Origin of the sequence: Mycobacterium arosiense ATCC BAA-1401 = DSM 45069 (genome assembly GCF_002086125.1) — a bacterium.
Lineage (GTDB): Bacteria > Actinomycetota > Actinomycetes > Mycobacteriales > Mycobacteriaceae > Mycobacterium > Mycobacterium arosiense.
Window position 1 is genome coordinate 43,934 of sequence record NZ_MVHG01000011.1, and the last position, 20,522, is coordinate 64,455.

A 20,522-nucleotide genomic window follows, 5' to 3' on the forward strand; every position below is an offset into this window, starting at 1 on the left:
TGCCGCGCATTTCAGAGGCGCGGAAGATTCCTGGTGTCCCGCAGTCAGATTCGTGCCGGATAGCGACGGCTCTCATTGCTGCTGTCGGTACCGCTGATCGTCGCGGCGCTCGGCTACGAGAGGTAGCGCCACATCGCGCACGTTTCCAGCAGCGGCTTAACCAAGTCCACAACCTCGCCGTAGCTCATGGAGACGTTTCGCATCGTGCGGTTGCCGCCCAACTGGGGCAGGTAGGGCCGCGGCTCTGCGCCGTTGAGCCGGTCAAGCAGCGCACCGGCCATCTTTTCGACGACTGGCCAGGCTTGTTCTAGTTGGCCCGACCAGTACGGCTCGTTGTCGGGAATGCTTGGGACGACCTGGATTAGACCCGCATAGCAGGCGCCGTCACTGTCAGCCCCGAAGTCGAATTTCTCAGCGACGGTCTGGCGAAATGACTTACCGTCTTCGTCCGTGTCGTCCACTGCGTGCGCTGGCTTACCCCACTGCAAGCGGGCCTCTGCCCACGGGCCCGCGTAATAGATGAACGCGGCCTGCACCGGGTGATCGCTTGATATCAGTACCTTGCTGTTGCCCCCGGACGGACCTCCGTCGATCGTGCCCATGGTGACGGCCATCCGGTCATCAAGTAGCCCGTTGTTCGCAGTCATCAGCGCAGCGACGGTGTGGGCCGCCTCGTGGTGCGCGACCGCAGTCTTATCGGCCATGCCGCGCAGACTACAGACACATACGGTCGGCCCCGGGGAGCCGACCGGTTAGTCGGGTCGGCCCACTTCGTAGTTGCCGTTGTTGTCCAAGAACGTCACGGTGACCTGCCGAGGGGTGCCGTCGACGCTAACCCGGCAGGTGAAACTGGCGCCCTGCCTCACAGGAACATTCGCGCCGTCATTGCATTTGACGTCGGAAACGTTCTTGTCGCCGTAGCCGGTGACCTCGTCGGTCAGTACGCCTTGGACCTCCGCTTCGGCAGCCCCGATGTCGAGTTTCTTGGTGGTTAGGAAGCTGGGCTTGGACAAACCGATAGCCACACCCGTCGCCAGGAGCGCGCCAGCCAGTCCCAGGCCACCCCACAACAGGGCCTTAGACCGCTGAGGGCGCCTGGGGCGTGCGGGTGCAACCGGGCCGTAGGGCGCGGCGGCGTAAGGCCCGGGCGGCGGGAAGCTGTACTGGCTGGCCGGCCCATAGTGCAGTGGTTGGGGAACGAAACCCGGCTGGGGAACCGCCGGTGCTGATGCGTTCTGGGGCGCAGCAGGCGGATAGCCCGGTGTAGGGGCAGGCCTCGGATGCTGCGGCGGCGCCGCCGTTGGCGGAGGCCCAGATGGCGGACTGGCTTCCTGGTTCGGGGTCGGCTGCCAGTTCCCGAGTTGTCCGTACTGTCCGTCGGAAGCGGCCTGGACAGGCCTACCTCGTCGGCTGTCATCTGCGACGTCGGCGTCTTCACTGCGTCGCGGCTCGAGCGACGGGGGCGCCACCATTGTGCGCTCAGGGTCGTCAACCAACTGCTGAGGGTTGGGCACCACGACGGTGCATTCTTCGTCGTCGTGCGAGTGCCCGCGGGGCACGACCACCGTGCGCTCCGGATCATCATGCGGTGCGACCAGGCGGGATTCTTCGCCGCCTTCTCGCGCCAATGACCCCGAGGCGCTGGTGGTCTCCCCGTCCTCCGGACTGTTCATCATCACTCCCTCGCCTGGCTCATGATGTTACGCAAAGGTGCGTCGCGCAGCTCCTTGCCGGGCAAGGTCGAGTAGAAGCGGGAGGTGCCGGGATCCGCAGCTGCCGTCCTCTCACCGGTCGTCGCCGCATGCGGCGACCGCGCTCGCGACCCGCGTCGGGCCGAGGCTGGTGGCCACCCCGCCCAATGGCCGCCCCTGGTGTGCTCAAATACGGGTATGTGGGGACGATTCCGCTGAGCAAGGGCGACTCCATGGATCCCTACGAGCAAGCGCTACTTTGGACGCGGGCCCAGCTGGGCATCGTCGTCACTGCTGAGGAACGGATGCACCTGGTCGCGATCAGCGATCACGTCGTAACCGATTGCATCGGCAAGCAAGTCGAAACGCTCACCGCTCGTGGCGGCGCGGTGTTTTGGTTCGGCCATACCGGCCGAAATGCGCCGGTTAATCGCATGGCGACACTCAATCTCTTTGCCGCTGCGACGATGTCGGCATTCACCCTGCCCTTGCTGCGTGGCCCGGTCTTGATCACGGGGGCCGATCCGCGCGGCAACCCGAGCGGGCTTTCAGGCTCTCAATTCCAGCTCCTGAAATCTGGGCCGGGCGCGAACTGGCGGCAAAGACTCATCTTCCGGCTTCGTGAGCGCCGGATGGATTGACCTATCCGCTCGGGTAAGGTCAGGGCGGACTTTCGGCTTTTGCCGATCGGGGCCCACGCACCGGCCGATTCCCAGATGAAGTTGCACTAGTACGGCTGCAGCAGTTACGGCTTGACGTTTCCCAGCATTGCGGTGGCCACCCGTTTGGCATCGGGGACAGCCCATGCAGGATCCCGCGGCCATCCCTGATCGGGGTCGTAGTTTGAAGCGATCTTCGGGACCTGGCAGCTGCGCGTTTCGACGATGACGTTCCCGTGGGCTCCCATTGCCTGCTGGCATGCATCTGGCCCGTTCTCCCCACTATTTGTGGCCATGGAAACGGTGATGAGGTCTCCTTGCCGCTGCACTGGGCCCAAGACATAACCGGCGCCGTTCTCGAAGCCCAGGGAGGCATCGACTTCACTTTTCGCACAGGTATTCCATTGAGCCTGCGCCGAATTCAAGAAGTCCTGGGCGTCTTTCGCGGAGGGATACACCGCTGCGGTTTGTTCGATGAGGTGCGGGCCCGGCGAACCGAGGTACACGTGGCCAATGGTTTGAGTTTTGATTTCGGTGGGCTGGGAGGGGGCATAGACGTCATGCTCACCGGTGAACACCACGCCAACACATGATCGTGGCGTGACTTGGCTTGAATGATCCGACATCCCGTACGACGACGATTCAATGGCAAGGCCGCCGCCCCCATCACCGGCGGGAGTGCTGGCGACGGTCACTCCGAGCACCTTGCTCAGCTGGTCAGCAGTCAGCAACACTTGATCGATCGCCTTTGGCGAGAATAACGGCTGCGTTGGTGACGTCGGCGATCCACTGACTGATCCGACGCGATCAGATCCATCGAGGAGCATCACGCCGTTCACCAACACCACTTTGAGCCAACGGGTTTCGGTACTTGATGTTCCGTCTGGTCGGACGTACTTGAGTTCGGCAACCACGCTGCTGGCGTCGCGGGGGCTGACCGAAAGAACGGTCACCGACTGTATTGTCGCCCAGAAATCAACGAATTCACGTTGCCCTGTTTGGTTTTGGTACTTGCTATCGAGTTTTGTCCACGCGTCTGTGGGATGAGCTGGGAGCTCCCCGTAATAGCTGGTGACGAAATCCCGCATGTTCTCGAACGTGACCGGTGACGCAGCCGGCGCCGCGGTAGTTGCGGTGCTCCGCGCGGATTGGTCGTGCGAGGACTGCCGCATCAGCAACGCGGCCGCGCTGATTGAAGCGCCCACAAGAACAGCGACGGTGACGGCTACGGCTACCCGCCGTCGCCGCGATGGCCCGGCCTCGGCATCGACCGAAGGGGTAGCCCGCGGCGCTGACACGGTAGGAGCCGACGGTGTTGAGGCACTGGCAGAATCGAGTTGTTCGGCCAGGGCGTGCACGAAATCGGAGCAACGTTCGAAGCGGTCTTCGGGACGTTTGGCGAGACCGACGGCCAGCACGGGGTCGAATTTGGCAAGTGCCGGTCGCAGGTCAGCCAGAGCTGGTGGAGGCACATTGAGGTGACGGCTGATGACAACCGCGGGGTTTGAATTGTGGAAGAGCTGCGAGCCGCAGAACAGATGGTAAGCCGTGGCAGCCAGTGCGTATTGGTCCGCACGACCATCGAGGTCTTCGCCGAGTAACTGCTCCGGTGCACAGTAGGCCACCGTGCCCACCGTCATGTTGGTCTTCGTCAGCCCGCTGATGTCGTCGACGTTACGAGCTATCCCGAAGTCGGTCAGCAGGATTCGTTGCTCACCCTTGTCGTCGAGATGGGTGAGCATGATGTTGGCTGGCTTGACGTCTCGGTGGAGCAAAGCTTGCTTGTGGGCGTGGTCTAGCGCGCTGGCGACGCCGCTTACGATGCGGACGACGTCTTCGGGGGGCATTCCAGCGGGGTATCGATCGGCCAGGAGCCGGGCAGCGTCCAGTCCGTCGACGAAGTCCATCGAGATCCAGAGTTGACCATCTTCTTCCCCGCGGTCGTGGACACCGACGATGTGGGGGTGCCACAGCGTCGACGCGAGATCGGCTTCGCGGTTGAAGCGGGCCCGGAATTCGTCGTCGGCCGACCACTCGCGAGGTAGCAGCTTGAGGGCATCTCGGCGCGGTAACCGTGGGTGTTGGGCGAGATACACCTCGCCCATTCCGCCCGACCCAAGCAAGCGAATGATGGTGTACCCGGCGAACGTCTGGCCGGTCGTCAATGGCATAGCGTTGACGTCCTCCCCGCAGTCATTGCGGGCCGGCCAGCTGTGGTTTCACGGCTCCTGAGAGTAATGAGCCGCCGTCGGTCCCGACGGGAGAATCCAAGAACTGAGTAATCGGGGACCCCGGGGCTCAGCTCGCGGCTGTCGGCGGCCGAGGTCCGACCGCTGCGAAAAACGGTTCACGCCGGCGCTCAGATGTCAGGGGCGGTCGTGCGGCTGTTGAGGTAAGTCGCGGTGGCCACCAGCACGGTGTAGCTGGCGATGTTCACCGAAACCAGCAACGCAATAGGGGCTCCGTGGAACGCCGCCGTCAGCGCGAGAGTAAGGCCGTAGCTGGTGCCGCCGGATAGTGCCAGGCCGATCAGCCAGCCCAGTGCCTGATTTGAGGGGGATCCGACTGCCACCACTAGCAGTTCCGACAGGTGGGGGTGGCGGTCTAGGAAGGCTTGGGCCGCACCAGTTCTGCGCCCGTTTTGGACTGCGGTTCGTCGTTGCCGTTCCCAGGAGGCGGCCAGGTGTATGCCGGCTGCGAAAAACAGCAGGGCCCCGGCGCCGGCTGCGATGACCGCTGCTGTCGGTAGAGGGCCGTGCTGGCGATGGGGGCCGAAGAGGGCATCGAGGGCCGTGAACGCGAGCACGTAGAGCGGCATCAACCAGATCAGTACGCGGGTCATGCCCAGGTAGCCGTGGCTTGGGTTCTGGTCTGCATTCGTCCACATCTAACACAGTTGTGTGCCATTTCAGCGCGCCTTGAGCCTTGCGCCAATGACACCGAGGCGTGTCAGAATCCGGGCTGTGCCGGATTGGACTTATGTGCCGCTTCGTCGGCCTGCGGCGTTGTTGCTCGGTGAGCGCCTCAGCCAGGTTTGGGCACTGCGGTTGCTCGCTGCATTGATTCGCTACACCGGCGGGCGACGCTGGATTCCTCTGGTGTTCGATCACCCGGCTGTGCCGGCGCAGTGGGCCGGCCGGTTCGGCGCCTCGGTCCCACCCCGGATCGCGTGGGAGGCCATCGCGGTTCTTCCTGTGCAAGGCGCCTCGGTAATCGAGATTAACCCGGTCGGTGTCGATGATGTCGCGACCGTGCGTCGCGCGGCGGCCGGCCGCCGGTGCCGGGTCACCGTGGTGGCCGACAACGCGCAAACATGTGCAGCGATCGCCGGCGACGTCGACGCCGTCAGCGTCGGCGATCCGGACGGCCCCGTTGTGCGGTTGAGCGGCGCGGATTTGGCGCCGGCGGTGTCTGCGCTCACCGATGCGTCGACGACGGTGCTGGCCCGGCCCTCAGTGCTACTCGAGGCGGGGCCGGGCTGGTTCAACCGGGTAATTGAAGCGGCTACCCCCACCTCGCCGGTGCCGTCGTCGCGCTGCAGCCTCGCCGCGGGTCCGCGCCGCTGGCCCGATTGGTTCTGGGCCTCGCTGACCGGGCTGGGGTTGATCGTGGCCGGCTTGGGTGCGGGCGTGGTCGCGTTGGGCCCGGTGCTACTGGGCTATGACCGCGCCTATCTGGGTGCAACGGTGGCCGATCTGCATCGGCTCAACCCACATCTGGTCGGCTTTTTGCAGCATGATCGAATCACCATGGCCGCCAACATGATCGGCATCGGGATCCTCTATCTCGGCGTGGCTGCGGCGATGCGCCAAGGCTACCGGTGGGCGCGTCGTGTTCTGCTGATTTCGGGTGTGGTTGTCTTCGGCAGCTACTTCTATTTCCTTGGCACCGGCGGGTTCGTGGAACCGTTGCACACGGTGGTCGTCGTCGTGTTATTCCCGACGCTGGTGATGGCGGTGTGCCGGCGGGCGACCGGGGCGCATTGGGCGCCGGTGGTCGAAGGGCCTGAGGCGCAGCGCCGCCGGGCGCTATTCGGGCAGCTGTTGATGGTCGGCGTCGGCGCAGGCCTAACGGTGGCCGGCGTGGTCATCTCCGTCGTCGGATTCACCTCGGTGTTTGTGCCCACCGACCTCGGCTTCATGGGCACCTGCGCCCATCATCTGCAGGCGGCTGACGCGCATCTGCTGCCGTTCATCGCCCATGATCGGGCGGGCTTCGGCGGCGCCCTGATCGGGGCGGGGCTGGCGGTCCTGTTGATCAGCACGTGGGGTTGGCGTCGGGGCCAGCGCGCGGTGTGGTGGACTCTGCTGTTGGGATGTGCGTGCGCGACCGCGCCGGTCCTTATCGTCCACTTCGCCATCGGCTACACCGATTTCATGCACCTGCTGCCGGTCTACGTTCTCGTCGCCGCGGCTAGCGTGGCGCTCGCCTTGTCGAAGAGCTACCTGACCGCGCGGCAGGATCTCGAATCGACCAATCCGGTTGAGGGCACCGCGCGCAGCCGAAAAGGCGTTGCCGGCTAACCGGTGCTGGACCATCATGGTTGGGCAAACTGTGAAGGAGTAGCTGTGAAATTGGCAGAGGCGTTGTCGCTGCGGGCGGATGCGGTCCGCAAGATCGAACAGTTGCGCACCCGCATCGTGAGCAACGCCCGCTACCAGGAGGGCGAAGAACCAGCCGAGGATGCTGCCGCCTTGCTCGCCGAAGTCGACGGCGTCATCGACGAGTATCAAATCCTCATCCAGCGGATCAACCGTACGAACGCCGCCACGACGATCGGCTCGGACGGCACGCTGACCGACGCGTTGGGCCGCCGCGACGCGCTGCGGTGGCGCCACCATGTTCTGACCAGCGCAGCGGACGCGGCCGCCGGGAAGAATCAGCAGGGCTACACGCGGCAATTGCGCTCAGAGCTCAAGATGCTGTCTGCGGTGGCGGTCGCTGATCTGCGGGCCCGGGCCGATCAGGTTGCCCGCGACCTCCGTGAGCTCGACGTGCGGATCCAACGATCGAACTGGGAGGTCGACCTACAGGAGTGACAGGACCCCGAGGTGTAGCAGGTAGTCGTCGCGGAGGCGTGCACAAGCCTTGACCGGCGGGCCAAGCCCGGTCTCTGCTGGCGCACGAAGGGCAGTGCGGGGGATTCGATTTCCCCTTTCACATCGCAGCCCAGCATCGCGCACAGGTGACAGGGCACGGCACACAGCACATCACCACGTGCAGATCCGGGACGATGAGGGCGGGCATGGGGCATACACCTCGCGGTAGGCCGCCACCAGGGTCTCGCAGAACACTCTCGTCGAGGCGCAGAACACGCCAGCCGCTCGTGGCATGTCGTGCCCGCGAACAGGATTGGGCCTGCCGTGGCCTCAGTTCTTAGTGAGGGTTGCTGGGACCACGGCGACACCCGGAGGCTGCGCGCACGGTAAGGAGTTGGTGGCGGTCCCCGTCAATGTTTGGGCGTCAAGCGAGTAGCTGATGTTGGAGGGCTCCGCGGCGCAGTCGGCGGGCAGTTTCCGCGTTGCCTGCCATGTGTGTTCGACAAGGTGTAACTCAGCCGTCCAGCCCAGTGAGGACTGCACATGAGCGCAACCAGGCCCGCATGCATTGATCTCCCAGACCGTCTTGGACACGACGCCTCCCGCGCGTGGCTGACCGTCAACGGGTGAGTCGCGCGCCGTCAGTGGTGAACGTGTAGCTTCCGTTCAGCGCTGGTATGGGCTCCTTGGTGGATGGCGCCAGGGTCGGCGCCGACGACGAAGGATGGGACGAACATGCGGTCAAGCAGACCGCGGCGAATGCGGCCCACCCCCACCGTGGCCCGCTGGCAATGCGCATCGAAAGCTCTTTCCGGGCAGGGGGTTTGACCGACGAGTCGAGCCTATCGCACAGCTGTTGGGTCGGAAGGGTCATGCACCATCCAGATCGGGTCAAACCCTGAGACGCTTGCCCGCTCAGGGAGCCAACCATGCGGATCACGACCACGAGCCCAGGTGGCTTTTCGAAGACCACACGCGAAAAAACTCCTCAGCGCGCAGCGCGTGGGATCCGACGGCGTCACCCGCGAATCCACCGGTGCGGCCGGATGCATCCCGCTGCCCACGGGCGACAGTCTGACCTACGCCAACAACGTGGTCCAGCACCTGCGCAGTCGATACCGCCAGCACGCGCTGCACCGTCACCAGCAACCACAGCGTCGGCACCAGCACCACCAAGAGCTTCGTGTCGTCATGAAACTCGGCTACTTTGATTGCTGCAAGATTCACGCGTCTTGAGAGATCGAGGTCGAAGGGTGTCGCAGCCGAACCCGCAGCCACTACCGGGCGGTTATCCTCCTAGCGCCGGGGGCGCGAGACCCGGTTATCTGCCGCCAGCGTCGCCGGGTTATCCAGCGCCCTCAAGCTCGGCTCCGGCGGCATATCCACCGCCGCCAGTGGAGCCGACGTTTCAGGTGCGCACGTTCAAACACACTGGCGCTGTGATGTTGTGGCTGAATCAGCCGTGCATCACCACCGGTAGCTATGCGCAGTGCGAGGCCGCGATCGATGCTGCTCAACAGCACTGCATGCTGGCCGGTTGGTGGAGCATGGGCTCGCTGGTGTGGAATCCGATCTCGTTGGCGCGAAACGCGCGCGCCCGCACGGTGCTGCGCCGCCAAGCCGGTCAAGTTCACGACTACGCGCTATGGTGGGCGACTTACCAAGCAGGCGGCCGCCACATCCATGTATGGGCGCCTCCACCCACCCGTCCGGCGTACACCAAATGGTGGATGTGGCTGCCGCTCATTATGATTCCACTGATTGTCGCACTGATTGTGGCCATAGCAACCAGCAAGGAAAGCCACCGCAGCCCCACCAGGCCCACTCAGAATCCTTTGACAACAATCACGTTGCCCACGTTGGCGCCCAAAGCTACGCAGTCCGCTTCGCGCTGACCTTCCGGCGAGCAAGACACTGGTTCAGGCCGCGCCCACTCGTCGTCGACGGCGTCGTTGTCGCCTGTACGCACGGCGGGTCAAACGCCAGTTCGGGCAGTCAGGAAGCCACTGCGCATAGGCGTCAGGTCGGTAGGGATCTGCCAGCCCGTATGCCTCGAGCGTGACGACAGCACCGGCGTGATGCTGGCGTTCACTGACTGGCTCAGCGGCCACCGCCACCGCCATTGAGCGCGGCGCGGGGGCCCCGGCCTGGGTCGCTGCGACGGGGGGCGCCGTCCCTGATGGCAAGTCGATCGCCGATGAGTCGATCGAGCTCTGACGCCGCATGCCAAAGAGCGGCTGACTCAAGGCTTCGGCGGAGGCGCGTTTGATTCGAGTCCGCGCGGCGAAGCGCCTGAACAGGACCACTTGCTAAGCCTAACCGGCGCTCTGGTCGGAGGCCGGGTGCACTATTCCCAGGTCAGCGGCCAGCGTGGCGAGGTCGACCGGGGGCGCGTCTGCCATCCAGGCTTGTGTACGGCCGGCAGCAAGATAGCGCGGTGCGGGGTGGACTCGCCATGCTTGTTGACGGACCATCACGGCGTGGGCCAGGACTTGGGCGTGGAATCGTGTCGGCACCGTCCGGCTGGCCACTAGCGTTCCCCGGCGTCGCAGTTCCCCTAATGCCCGTGTGCTGGCGTTGGTGACGGCGACTTGCAGCCAGGGCTTGGCGTGAATGGCGATGATGGCCACGGTGTGCGGGTCGAGCCAGCCTTGTTCGCGCCAGGGCGGCAGGATTGCGCTCTCGTCCTCGATCGATGCGAGCGCATTGAGCGCGTATCGATACTGCTGGTCGTTGCGCCGCTCGACATCGGCGGGACCGCGTTGCAGTTGGGCGATCCGATGTTTCGGGATGGCCATGCGCCGAGATGGCGGGTGTCGCTTGGAGATCCAGCGGCGAACGGTGGAGGGTGTGACACCGGCATACGCGGCGACCGCCGCCGCGTCGACGGTGTTCCGGTTGGTGGCGCCGTAACAGTCGAGCAGCATGTCGATGAGTCTTTTGCGGCTCCACCGGGGGCCAGCGTTGGGTCGTATTGCTTTGGCTTGCAGGCTCATTCGGGGGTACCGATACCGAAATCGTCTATAGTGACGAAGTCCCAGCCAGCGACGTACTTGTCGTCGAAGAACTCTTTCATCCACTTTCGAAGGCCCTCATCGCCGCCGTCCTCATAAGCCCGCAACAGGGCCTCGATCTCCTCGGGACTGATGTCGTTGGCCACGCGGCGATCGCGCGCATACCCCTGGTCGTAGCCGCCCACGCCTTGCTCACCGCTGACCCAGATTTTGCTGCCAGTGCGAAGCGCCTGCCTGCCTTGTGAGCTGCTGCGGAAGTCCGCCGTGGCCCCCCGTCGACCCCGTTTGGTCGTCGTGACGCGCCGCGCCGCTGCCCGGATCGACGCCAGTCGGCCCTTCGACGGTTGTTGGGTGCCAGCGGCCCAGCGCCGTACGGTGCCCTGGGAAACTCCGAGTGATTGCGCGGCGGCTCTGGCGTTGACTGTCCCACCACGCGGGCCCCGGCCGAACACTGCCTGCAACATGCCTCGCATGCTGCTGCCCTCTGCGGAGTCGGCCTCACGCCGGCCTGAGATCCGCCGCAAGAACGTGTTGCTTTGCGCTGCTTGTGCTTGCCGGATCGCTTGGCGGACATCGCGTTTGGATGCACCCAAGCCCCGTGCGGCGCGGTCGACGTCGACCGTTCCGTTAGCGACCGAGCCGTACCCCGCCAGGTCGCTGGCACTGATTCGGCTGCGTCTGCCTCGGCGCGCCATCAGCAGCCCTCAGCGTCAGTGCACAGATTGGCGCGCCACTCACGGGCGGGGATCAAGTCTCGTTTGCCGCGGTAGTCACGTCCGTTGAGGTGCTCGAGGTGCTCGTCGAGCAGCCCAGAGCCTTCCGGCTTGTACTGCCCGAAGCCGCGGCCAAACGACTCTGGCCCGCCAGGCCAGGCTGTCACCGGATCCGGGTCATCGGAGGCGTAGAGGACCGTGTCGGTGGCCACCGCCAAGGGCCATTGCCCCGTCTTCTCACCGATTTGGTGTAGCCGGTAGACGATGTTGGCCTTGGCTTTGGCGAGTACGTGCAGCCGCCGTTCGGGGCTGTAGGCGGGTTTGCCTTTGAGGTGCTCATCGGAGCCGATGATGCCGATCCCGTGGGTGCGGATGATTTTGGCTTGATCACGCGCGGCTTGAGCGTCGGGATCGTCGAGGTCCAGCATCGCACTGGCGTCGCGGAACCGTTCGTACCAGCCCAGTAGCACTCGGCCGTGGCGCGACCACAGCCATGCTTGCAGGATTTGTGGTTGGTAGCCGAGCTCGATAGCGCGCTCCAACGTCGGGGTGCATACCCACTTGGGGCCGGTGAACTGCAGTCCTCTCGGGTTGAGGACATAGGGCAGCCGCCAGTCGGGGGTTTCGGGGATGTCGACTAGCCAGTAGCCCGGTGTCTTGGCGTTAAATGGTGCCCCATCGGGGTGGTGGATTGGGTCGCCGATGGGCAACTCCAGACCGGCGATGCCGGCCACGTAGGAGCCGCCACGGTCATAGGCGTGGATGTAGCGGCGTTGGCGTTCGTCGCTGGTGGGTCGGCGTGACCAATCGAAGTCCGATTCCACATCTCCGATACCGAACGGCGGCGCGGTTGTCGACGGCGCGAAGACGACGTCGCGCCACTCCTGTGGGGACCACGTCTTGGTTCTGGTCTGCAACATCAAGTCCACCGCGGTGACACCGGCGTTGATTTTCCACGGGAACCGCAACGCGTCAGCCAGTAGCTGCAGCCGCTTGGCGATCTGAGCTGGCGCCGGTTCATCGGACAAGATCGGCATCTCATCCGCGCCGGTGCCCATGCCGGGGATGAGCGCGATCATCACACCGCGCTTGTCGTCTCGATAGACGCGGGTCCAGGTGCCCAGCCGGTGAGCGTTAGGGTCCTCCCCCGCCCCGCCTAGGCTCCATCCTTCGTTGACCGCGCCGGTGACGAAGTCGATGTTTTCGGTGAGTTGGCGCAGCGACTTGGCGCGATCGCGGCGACTGATGGCAGCGACGTCGATACCGAATTCCTGGCACGCCGCTTCGGTGATCCAAATTTGTCCTGGCTCATTGTATTTCGCGGTGAGGCGGTACCCGAGATGGTGCGTATAGGCAAGCTCGGCGACCTGACCCACGTGCACGATCGGTGGGCCCAGTTCGACTCGGGTGCCATCGGCCAGCCAGAGCCCGTCGGTGTGTAACACCGCGGCCGGTGCGCCGCCAGATACGGCCCTGTTCGAGGCGCGGCCAGATTGGGTCCCGGCCGTCGTCGGCGACGGTGTCACATCGTCCTTGGCTGCCGATCCTTTAGCCGTTACCGACGCCCCGTTGAGGGGCCCCTGGTCAGCATCCACAGCAGCGGTTTCCGATGCCGGGCTCTCCACACCTCTTGGATTGCTGGCTTCCATCTTGGGCGCGACGGCGATGGGCGTTCGTTGGCCGGGTCCCTCGAGTGCAGCGCTCAGCGCAGCGGCGACCTCGGCGGTGTTCTCAGCGGTCAGGACCTCGAGGATGAGCTCGTCAGTCACCGCCGCTTGGTGGGTCACCGTCATGCGTCCCAGGCGGGAATGGGTGTCGGACAGATCCACTGGCTCACCCGTCGCTTCGTCGAGGCCAGTCGCATAGATCATCGCGGCATCGCGCGCATACACCGGCCACAGCCGGTATTCGCGCGAGATCCGCATCGCTGCCCGCCGGCCACGGAATCGCACTCGCGCGGCGATCGCCGCGGCCCAGGCTGGCTGGAAGTGCTGTCGCCACGCTGGATCAGCCCACGGTTCGGGGTCGGCCAGCGCCTGCAGATATTCCGCGGCAGCCGAATCGACGAGCGCACGTAGTGGCGCATCGTTGGCGAACTCTTCCCGGGCTTCGCGCAGCCGCGTCGACCAGGCTTCCAAGAGGCGGGTCTGCTGGGGCCACACGATCGCCTGCTCGATGCCGAGCCGAGCGGCGGGCAGGCCGGCGCCGCCGTCGCGGACGTCTTTGGCCAGCCCGTCAAGATCCTCGGTGGTCACCCAGGCCAGGGTTGGCGTATCAAGGCGCATCTGTGGGTGAGGCGGCGGCAGCATCTGAGGCAACCGCATGTCACCAGCTGGCGGGAGCGTGACCCTCCACAGTCCGAATGGCCGCTTCTGGCCGGTGCTGGCTGCAGCTGCTGTTATGGCGTCCAGCACCTGCGGTTGGCCGTATCCGAACGTCAGTGTTCCCGCGGCCGCCAGCTCAGGGCATTCCTGGGTCAGCCACACCAGCTGGTCGCTGTGCTCGAATTCCTCTTCGACCTCCGAAGCAGGCGCACACCAAGGTGGCTGAACGCGGATCTCGGCCATAACGTTCGCCGGCAGCACCCCGGGCTCGGACACGACGGCCCCCCGCCGCCCGGCGCGGGCCCGCATGATGCGGTCATTGATCACCGCTGCCGAGGCCGCTCCGCTGCCTGCGGGCAGCGCTCCCAGCACGGCCGACCACCGGTGCAGGCGGCGCCCCAATTCAGCCGCGTCCTCGACAAGATCGTCGCGCTCACCGACTAACCAGGGATGCAGCTCGGCCACGATCTCGACCGAAACACGTTGCGCGCCAACTCCCCGAGCCAGAACGACCGCACGTCCCTTTCCGTGCCGCAGCTCCCAACCGCGCCCCACCAGCGGCGCCAACGACCGCCCCAGCTGCTCGACCAGTCCGGAATCCCCCGCGCCGGGGTCGGGAGTAATCAAATGGCGACACCCCGCACCTACCACCCATATCCGGGCAGGGTCCGCATCGGCATCCCCGGCAGGTATCGGCTGCAGTAGGCCACGATTGCCGTGCGCCCACTCGATTAGCTTCTCAAGCTTGTCGACGGAGTCCACCGGCCCGGTAAGGACATCACCGCCGACCGTGAACGCACCCGAGCCGGTGACAATCACGACGTGACGCTCAACGATTAGCGACGCTGTGTTTGCGTCCGTCATAGGCGGCCTTCAGGCGTGCGGGCGGCCAGGTACGGACGGATGCGCGCGCTGGCCCCCTGCTGGGTCATCCCGAGTACGGCACCGACTTCGGTGTAGGTCGCACCGGCCGCGATCGCCGCCGCGGCGGCGGGTCGCTCATCGAGGCCGGCGGCGCGTAAGAGCGCGGCGCGCGTCAGCTGCACCGCTTTGGTTTCAGCGGCACTGGCTCGTTCCACAGCTTTAACCAGTCGAGCACGTTGCGCAGGTGTAGCTTTGCGACGGGCCACGCGGCGCAGCCAGACATCCACTGCGGCCGCCAGAGATGAATCAGCCATCTTCGAGGCAAAGCTTGCCGATTCCCGTTGCGCGGCAGCCTGAATCGACGCGACGCTAGGATCCGTCGTCGTCATGGCCGCCTGCGTTCTGCAGCTACGTTCAGCACGGGTGTGATGCTATCCACGAACTGTGACACCAACAAGCATTCGTTGTGCTTGTCTACAAGTGTTTCTTGTGCCCCTTGATGACCTGGTCCAGGTCTGGCCTGCATAAAGGCACGACGCAAAACTGCTTATTTGTCACACTCAACGCTTTCAGCTAGTCAGTCCACGTGCGATCACTGTGTTCGCCATACTGAGCCGCCACGTCGTGTGGCGACCCACCGTGCCTGCGCGGATTACCTGGCCGCGTTTCTCGAGGATCTCCAAGTTGTGATAGATGCGTTCGTGAACCACGTCCGCGCCGAAACTAGTTGAAAGACCGCGCCGTAGTTCAGCGGTCGTCATTGGCCCGGCCGCTTTAGTCAGCGCGGCGAGCAGTCCTTGTCGCACCGCCTCCGGCGGGAGGCTAGGCATACGATGGACCTTCGTGGGTGGTCTGCGCCGTACTCGCCGAGGTTGGGAAGAACCGCCGCCCCCACCGCTGTGCCCCAACGGCCACAGGCTGCGAGGTGGCGGACGTGTCCTGGTCGGCAGCCAACAATGTTCCTGCGGATCCGTTCATCGCAGCTTTCACTGCCGCCAATGTGCGGCCACGGTCTACATGCCGACCCCTGGCCCGCAGTGCGCCTTCACCAATTTCGATGGCCGTCATGCCGCACACGATGATGATGCGTAGAACGCGCCACAGCCCGCACACCCGCGATCTATCCGCCATGTAGGTCAGGCGATTCCCCTCCCCCGTCGCTGATCAATCCCCGGTCGACAATTAGGTCGTCAGACCACGGAAATCCTCGTCAGCGCGGTCGCTTTCCATCGCGGCGTCCAGTACCTCCCACCCTGTATCGGAAAGCCGTCCTCTACCGTTGCCGGCCACGAGCATCGCGGCGGCCACGTCGGCGGCGGTGTCGCGGTTCCGGGTGAACATATAGTCGAGGTTGGGCTCTGCCACGCGCACTGTTTTCGGCAAGCTGCCGGCAAGGATCTCACGCACAATAGCGACCAAGGCTGGTTCACCACCAAGTAAGCCGCCAGCAATCCCGCCGGGCGGCCCAACTGCGCGCCGCTCGAGCGCACTCCACGAGACGACCCCTCGGGAGGTGCTGAACGTGATGGTCGTGGCGACCATGTTGGGGGCTCCTCGGTTCGCCGGATCAGTGCCCGTGACGTCGGTCGCACACGAGCCCGCGGTAGGGCGCGCGCACACCGGCGTCGAAACATGCATGGCGTCCTGATGTGGGCTCAGCGGACTGTTCATTGGCCAATTGCGGATCCTCTCGGTTCTGCTCTTAACTATCGGTGCTCCGAGTGACATCTCCCCCGAAACCGGCCGATCAGATCAGTCCCGCAGCCGGCTCGGGTGCAAACCTCCACTGTCCCGACAGATAATGCTTTGGTGCACACACACTATCGGCGTTGGTCGACGCGGTGAGTCCGGTCATCCGAGACGGCAAGAGTTGGCCGATTGGTACGCGCGCGGATGTCGCATGGATCACCACGGCTACCTCGATCGGCGTCAGAATCACGTCGGCGATCCCGCCGATATTCGATGACTACGCCACCGTTTTACTGCCAAAGCCCCAAGCTGAAAAGCAGAGCCACGACCAGGCTATCGTCGCACTACTCACTAGACAGTCGCCGGATCAACAGTGGTGGATTGGTTACCTCGACACTGGGTCCGCGGACGTCGTTTTCCCTGACGCGCCAAGAGTGACGTTGTATGCGAACTGGCCTTATGTACTCGTACAGGCCGGACCAGAACAGGCCGCCTGCTGGCGGTCCGACGACTTATGGTCGTCGCGGTCAACTCGCCTGCCGGACCTGATGTTCCCGGTGGATCGGTCCTGGCTGGTGTCCACGCTGTGGGACGACGACTGGACCTGTGTCGGCGGGCCGGTTCCGCTCATCGACGGCTTCCTGAGCGACCCCGATCTGAGGACCCGCGTGCGGCGCGTCGGCCCCAAAGAGGACGCCACTCCACCCGGGCGCAACGCGATCTGACCGCCGATGGGAATCGGTGAATAGCGCCAGATTTCCCCGAACCGACTGGACGTGAACAGATCCCGCGGGACTAACGCCACGCTGGATAATCACAGTCACCCTCGCGCGCAAAGTACTTGACCGTAGCGGACTTTCGCGGGTCAACAGCTGCTCCCGCTCTTCGCGACGGGCGGATGTGACTTATCAGGATGCGATCAGCAATTTGTTCCCGCTGCGACGCGCAGCCAGGCGAATTCGCGCGAATCAGTCCGGGATGAGCCCAAATTCGTATCTGAGTGCTTGTTCCACGAGTGCGCTTCGCGTGCCGGCGGCCCAGGCCTCGACGAGGTTGTCAAGCCGTTGACCGTTTGCGGCTGTCACTCCTGACAGAACGACGGTGCGTGGAGCGGTTGCGTGGCGACGCCGCCGCGGGACTGCGTGCGAGGACGGGCGTTCGAATAGTTGGCCCTCCCCTACGGCGTATCGCTGGGTAGTCCAGGTTGTCGCCAGTTTCGTCGCGTGGGTTTCGATGGCGTCCAAGACGATGGCGCCCATCGTTCGGGCGAGTCCGCGGCGTACCTTCTTTTCGGCGATCTGGGTTCGGTAGAGCTCGTCGTAGACTTCCGCTGATAGCAAGACCTCGGGTGGACGGGTTCTTGTGCTCGGCCGTCCGGTAGTTGTCTGTCGCGGTTTTGTGGGCTGTTCCGGGCTGGTCGTTGCTGGCGTGGTTGCGCGGGCCGATTCAGTCGCGGGGGCGCTTGCGAGTACCGGTTCGATGACCGAGGCACTTGCCGGCCGCGGGTCAGAGTGGGCCGGTTCGGCACTGACAGCGGTGTCTGCCGGTTGTGGCGAAACCGGCGGTGGAGTCGGCGCGGCAGCGGCGCGTGGACGGGCCGGCCACAGTTCGTCCAGGTCCTGATTGAGCGCCTCGGGGTCGAACAGCGGCTTGCCGCGGGTGCGTGAAGGGCTCATCCGACCCGCTCCCCCGCCGTCACTGATTCGTATCGGCCGAGCCGTGTGACGATTTGGCGGACGAGCTCTTGGTAGTCGGCGGCAAGGCCGGTGGGGTCACTCGTCCACATGGCGCGCTCGGGACTTTGGTTGTCGCGCAGCTTCGACAGTCGAGCTCGGCGGTCGTCGTTGGCTAGCGCAACGAGTTCGCCGGCGGTTTTGTGGAGCGTTCGCATGTCGACGGCGGCCGCGGGTGCGGAGCGGATCGTGATGTCGAACGGCGTTGTCCCGCTGCCTTCGAGCATTTCGCTGACTTGATCGAACACGTCCTGGTTGCGCTTTTTCGCTCGTGGGTTGACATCGAACAGCAGCACACCGAGAAGTTGGATGGAGGCACCGAGTTTGCGTGCTCGCCAGAAGCGTCGCGCCAACCGTTCGACACCGCCCAGGCTGGCTTGGTCGTCGCGGGTGGGGATCAACAGATAGTTGGCGACGGTGAGATAGGTATCGAGCAGCGGTACGTCACCTGGACCTGAGTCGATGAGGACCAGGTCATAGCCTTCGTCTTCGCATAGTTTGGCGAGCTGGTTTTCCAGGTTGGCGGCCATGTCAATGCCGTTCTCGGCCATCAGGTGAGCGCCGGCGCCGACGACGGCAAGTTGTGGACCGCCGGCGACTACGTCGAGGTTGGCCCGTACGTTGCGCACCGGGACAAGCGGCGCACCGAATTGCAGGGTCTGGGCCAGTGATTGTCCGCGGTCTCCGTCGACGCCGAGATCTTCGACGGTGACGTTGGCCTGTGGGTCGCCGTCGACGACGAGCACGCGACGGCCCCTTTTTCCCGCGGCGGCGATCATTTCCGCCACTGCGGCGACGGTCGTTGACTTTCCAACTCCGCCTTTCTGATTCGCTACGAGGATGGCCCGCGCATCGGGCCCAGTCATTGTCATGCGTCGCAACGTACGTACCCACCCGCGAGATGTCATGTAGGCGCACGGACGTGAAGTCGAACCGTTACCTAGCCCACTATTTGGACGTTGCGACCGACGGTCCTTCGCCCGTGGGCCCGGGCGGCGATCGGCCCGTGTGGTCACGGCACTGTGCTGCCGTCAATTCGGACGTCTGCGCGTCCGGGACATGTTGTGGGTGCACGGGTGGTCGCTAGAGCGTTGCGACCGCCGTGTGTTCACGCGGTGGGCCGCACGGGTAGTTGGCTGAGGCGTTGGACGTTGCGCCACACGGGCATACGTGCGTTGTCCGTGCGTGTGGCAACGCGTCGGTCAGCCGACAACGATGCGGCGCTAGACCCGGCACCACAGGCGTCACTGCCACGTACGCAGATTCGCACATAGGGCGGGCAGTCACCCGTTGATGACCCTCATGTTATCCGGTGCGATACCCGCGAGTCACACGTCTCGTTATCCGGTTATCGCCCGGATATCGCAGGTCACACGGGCTATATGGACGCGGCAGTGGGGGAGCCTGGTCGTGCAGCGGGAGGACCCTTCACCGCCCCTCGTGTCCGATGCGGCGCCAGGGCACTGAGTCGCGGCTTCGGATTCTCATGGGCGTAAGGCGAAATCAGCCCGGGTTCTTGAATGCGGCGGCGTGCGCACTCGGGTCAGCAACGTGACCTCAGTATCGTGTGCATTTGGCGTCGCCGCATGAGCCCGACGGCTCATCGTGGAGCGGCGGGGCTGTCAACGCGCCTTAGCGTCGCCCCGGTTCGAGGGGTTGTGGGTCGGGGAGGATCTCGCGGCCCTCGTTGTAGTCGTGCTCGATTACGCGCAGCTGGGCGACGATAGCTTCCTCGATGAATTGGGTGATGGTGTAGCGGCGGCCTGTGACGCGCTCGACGATGCGCACAGCCGCGCGGGCCCTGTGGTGCAGCTCGGTGGGGACATTGACCTTGCTGAGGTCGCTGGATTTGGCGGGGCCGTCCACGGAGCTAGGCTTTGATGGCTGCTGGGCGGAACATTCCTTGGCGCTTCATATGGTCAATGACGTTCTCGTAGTCTTTGCTGACGTCTTTGGCTCGGTATCCATACAGCGGGACGGGAAGGTAGTTGGTGTAGGCCTCATCCACGATCGAGCTACGTCGGACCGCCGGTGTGACCTTGTCACCGAAGCCTTCCTGTAAGTACTCCATCTGTTCGCGGTACACGCCGCCGGTGCCTGGCACGGCGCACGGCACGATGGCCAAAAGCGGGATGTCGATCCTGAAGGTCTTTTTGATGATCGCGAGTTCTTGCAAGAGCGCCTGGATGCCTTCTGATTCCTTGCCTGCTGGTTTGGTGCACATGATCAATCCCCATCCGCCGGAAGGGCCGTCCTCGTCGACTGAGGACGCGATCAGTGCCGTGGTGACTAGTGCGCTGTTGGAGCCGGGGGAGTCGATGAGGGTGACGTCAACAGGAGTGGCCGCTTCGAGGGCATCCCGCAGGCGCAGTACGCCTCCGGTCACGGCCGGTAGTTCGACCATCAGTTTGTCCAGAGTCGAGCGGGCGGCGGGCACGACCGTCAGGTTGCCGATGTGCATTTCGGTGGCCTCGTCGGTGGTGTATTCGGGTTCGCCGGCGTCGGTGAAACCCTGGATGATGCGAGCGGGCCGTTCGATGTCGTCGATTGTGGCTTGCTGGCGTAGTACATCGGCGATGGTGACACCGCTGATGTCGGGGTAGCCCAGCCAGGTGCTGGCGTTTGCTTGGGGGTCGAGATCGATGACGCGCACCCGCAGGCCAGAGCCTGCGAGCTGGATGGCGGTGGTCACGACGGTCGTCGTTTTCCCGACGCTGCCAGACATGTTGGCGACGGTGTAAGTGGACATCGATAATCTCCTTTGAGCATGGGGCGGGTGATGCAGCCTGCATCACC

Annotated in this window: 18 protein-coding genes; 5 read left to right on the plus strand and 13 right to left on the minus strand. The window is 64.6% G+C overall.

The genetic code is table 11. From position 1 onward, the window contains the following. Window positions 1-113: 113 nt before the first annotated feature. Together BST14_RS07340 and BST14_RS30795 are read right to left on the minus strand one after the other, a co-directional pair. The gene (locus tag BST14_RS07340) at window positions 114-704 is read right to left on the minus strand and encodes a hypothetical protein (RefSeq protein ID WP_036473529.1); all 591 of its coding nucleotides are present in this window, start codon (window positions 702-704) and stop codon (window positions 114-116) included. 48 nt (window positions 705-752) lie between these two features. Beyond that, the gene (locus BST14_RS30795; protein WP_232232242.1) at window positions 753-1,673 is read right to left on the minus strand and encodes a DUF4333 domain-containing protein; all 921 of its coding nucleotides are present in this window, start codon (window positions 1,671-1,673) and stop codon (window positions 753-755) included. 251 nt (window positions 1,674-1,924) lie between these two features. Between BST14_RS30795 and BST14_RS07350 the strand changes: the two genes are divergently transcribed. Then, window positions 1,925-2,332 (plus strand): hypothetical protein, encoded by a 408-nt coding sequence (locus BST14_RS07350; protein ID WP_139813798.1) that lies wholly within the window; start codon window positions 1,925-1,927, stop codon window positions 2,330-2,332. A 104-nt stretch (window positions 2,333-2,436) separates the two neighbouring features. On the opposite strand, the gene BST14_RS30800 is transcribed toward BST14_RS07350, so the two are convergent. Beyond that, entirely contained in the window at window positions 2,437-4,521 is a 2,085-nt protein-coding gene (locus BST14_RS30800; protein WP_231122297.1) for a serine/threonine-protein kinase PknH/PknJ, read from the minus strand. A 188-nt stretch (window positions 4,522-4,709) separates the two neighbouring features. Beyond that, window positions 4,710-5,237 (minus strand): hypothetical protein, encoded by a 528-nt coding sequence (locus BST14_RS07365; RefSeq protein ID WP_083063902.1) that lies wholly within the window; start codon window positions 5,235-5,237, stop codon window positions 4,710-4,712. A 76-nt stretch (window positions 5,238-5,313) separates the two neighbouring features. Between BST14_RS07365 and BST14_RS07370 the strand changes: the two genes are divergently transcribed. After that, on the plus strand, window positions 5,314-6,873 hold the full coding sequence (locus BST14_RS07370; protein WP_036473515.1) for a hypothetical protein: 1,560 nt from the start codon (window positions 5,314-5,316) through the stop codon (window positions 6,871-6,873). 45 nt (window positions 6,874-6,918) lie between these two features. Continuing rightward, a complete protein-coding gene (locus tag BST14_RS07375) occupies window positions 6,919-7,389 on the plus strand; it encodes a DIP1984 family protein (protein ID WP_036473513.1) in 471 nt (156 codons plus the stop codon). 936 nt (window positions 7,390-8,325) lie between these two features. Here the strand turns inward: BST14_RS07375 and BST14_RS07380 are convergent. Continuing rightward, the gene (locus tag BST14_RS07380) at window positions 8,326-8,667 is read right to left on the minus strand and encodes a hypothetical protein (RefSeq protein ID WP_139813797.1); all 342 of its coding nucleotides are present in this window, start codon (window positions 8,665-8,667) and stop codon (window positions 8,326-8,328) included. A gap of 161 nt (window positions 8,668-8,828) precedes the next feature. Between BST14_RS07380 and BST14_RS07385 the strand changes: the two genes are divergently transcribed. Continuing rightward, window positions 8,829-9,284, plus strand: coding sequence for a hypothetical protein (locus BST14_RS07385; RefSeq protein ID WP_139813796.1), 456 nt, complete (start codon window positions 8,829-8,831; stop codon window positions 9,282-9,284). 420 nt (window positions 9,285-9,704) lie between these two features. Here BST14_RS07385 and BST14_RS07390 read toward each other — a convergent pair whose 3' ends face one another. The 5 genes from BST14_RS07390 to BST14_RS07410 all read right to left on the minus strand — a co-directional run bounded on the left by BST14_RS07390 (window position 9,705) and on the right by BST14_RS07410 (window position 15,846). Continuing rightward, on the minus strand, window positions 9,705-10,316 hold the full coding sequence (locus BST14_RS07390) for a hypothetical protein (protein ID WP_232232241.1): 612 nt from the start codon (window positions 10,314-10,316) through the stop codon (window positions 9,705-9,707). Window positions 10,317-10,381: 65 nt separating this feature from the next. Next, window positions 10,382-10,867, minus strand: coding sequence for a terminal protein (locus BST14_RS07395; protein ID WP_231122296.1), 486 nt, complete (start codon window positions 10,865-10,867; stop codon window positions 10,382-10,384). A gap of 230 nt (window positions 10,868-11,097) precedes the next feature. Then, window positions 11,098-14,259, minus strand: a complete 3,162-nt coding sequence (locus tag BST14_RS07400) for a hypothetical protein (protein WP_231122295.1) — start codon at window positions 14,257-14,259, stop codon at window positions 11,098-11,100. Window positions 14,260-14,300: 41 nt separating this feature from the next. Next, window positions 14,301-14,693 carry a hypothetical protein gene (locus BST14_RS07405; RefSeq protein ID WP_036473501.1) on the minus strand — a complete coding sequence of 131 codons (393 nt, stop codon included), beginning with the start codon at window positions 14,691-14,693 and terminating at the stop codon, window positions 14,301-14,303. 793 nt (window positions 14,694-15,486) lie between these two features. Then, window positions 15,487-15,846, minus strand: coding sequence for a hypothetical protein (locus BST14_RS07410; RefSeq protein ID WP_051641682.1), 360 nt, complete (start codon window positions 15,844-15,846; stop codon window positions 15,487-15,489). A 287-nt stretch (window positions 15,847-16,133) separates the two neighbouring features. Between BST14_RS07410 and BST14_RS29415 the strand changes: the two genes are divergently transcribed. Further along, window positions 16,134-16,718, plus strand: a complete 585-nt coding sequence (locus BST14_RS29415) for a hypothetical protein (RefSeq protein WP_139813795.1) — start codon at window positions 16,134-16,136, stop codon at window positions 16,716-16,718. A gap of 947 nt (window positions 16,719-17,665) precedes the next feature. Here the strand turns inward: BST14_RS29415 and BST14_RS07425 are convergent. The 3 genes from BST14_RS07425 to BST14_RS07435 form a co-directional block, all read right to left on the minus strand. Next, entirely contained in the window at window positions 17,666-18,598 is a 933-nt protein-coding gene (locus BST14_RS07425; RefSeq protein ID WP_036473497.1) for a ParA family protein, read from the minus strand. A 760-nt stretch (window positions 18,599-19,358) separates the two neighbouring features. Then, the gene (locus tag BST14_RS07430) at window positions 19,359-19,592 is read right to left on the minus strand and encodes a hypothetical protein (RefSeq protein ID WP_051641681.1); all 234 of its coding nucleotides are present in this window, start codon (window positions 19,590-19,592) and stop codon (window positions 19,359-19,361) included. A gap of 4 nt (window positions 19,593-19,596) precedes the next feature. After that, on the minus strand, window positions 19,597-20,475 hold the full coding sequence (locus BST14_RS07435) for a ParA family protein (RefSeq protein WP_036473494.1): 879 nt from the start codon (window positions 20,473-20,475) through the stop codon (window positions 19,597-19,599). Window positions 20,476-20,522: the final 47 nt, after the last annotated feature.